Origin of the sequence: Heliobacterium chlorum (assembly GCF_014502795.1) — a bacterium.
GTDB lineage: Bacteria > Bacillota > Desulfitobacteriia > Heliobacteriales > Heliobacteriaceae > Heliobacterium > Heliobacterium chlorum.
Window position 1 is genome coordinate 1 of sequence record NZ_JACVHF010000173.1, and the last position, 430, is coordinate 430.

1 rRNA gene is annotated in these 430 nt (G+C 50.0%); it reads right to left on the reverse strand.

Annotated features, from left to right (window positions below):
• Nucleotides 1-70 (reverse strand): 5S ribosomal RNA (rrf, locus tag H1S01_RS20855); the annotation flags it as partial.
• Nucleotides 71-430: the final 360 nt, after the last annotated feature.

Sequence of the window (430 nt, forward strand, 5' to 3'; positions counted from 1 at the left end):
CGGCGCAGGAGGGCTTAACTTCCGTGTTCGGGATGGGAACGGGTGTGACCCCTCCGCCATTGCCACCAGATCAGTTTATAATTGTTGAGGTCCATCCAGTTCATCACCGGAATTAAGAGTTTACTATACCCGGTTGAGCTTTTCAACCGGTAAGTTCCTCCAGTCCCTCAAAATCAAACAGTTGTGTTGCGCTGCGTGCTAACCTTTCCGTTCGGACCTGTCCCATCCGTACTTCATAAAAATACCGTTTATCAGCCAGCTCTGACTGGCCAATGCACGTTATTCTTATAACGCATAGGTTGGGAGGTCTCCGTCCGGTTCGACCTCGACATCTCACTGCGTAGAGGTTTATACCTTCACTAGATAAACTAGCGAGGTTCATACCTCTACCGTGACGAGTCTCCATAGAAAGGAGGTGATCCAGCCGCAC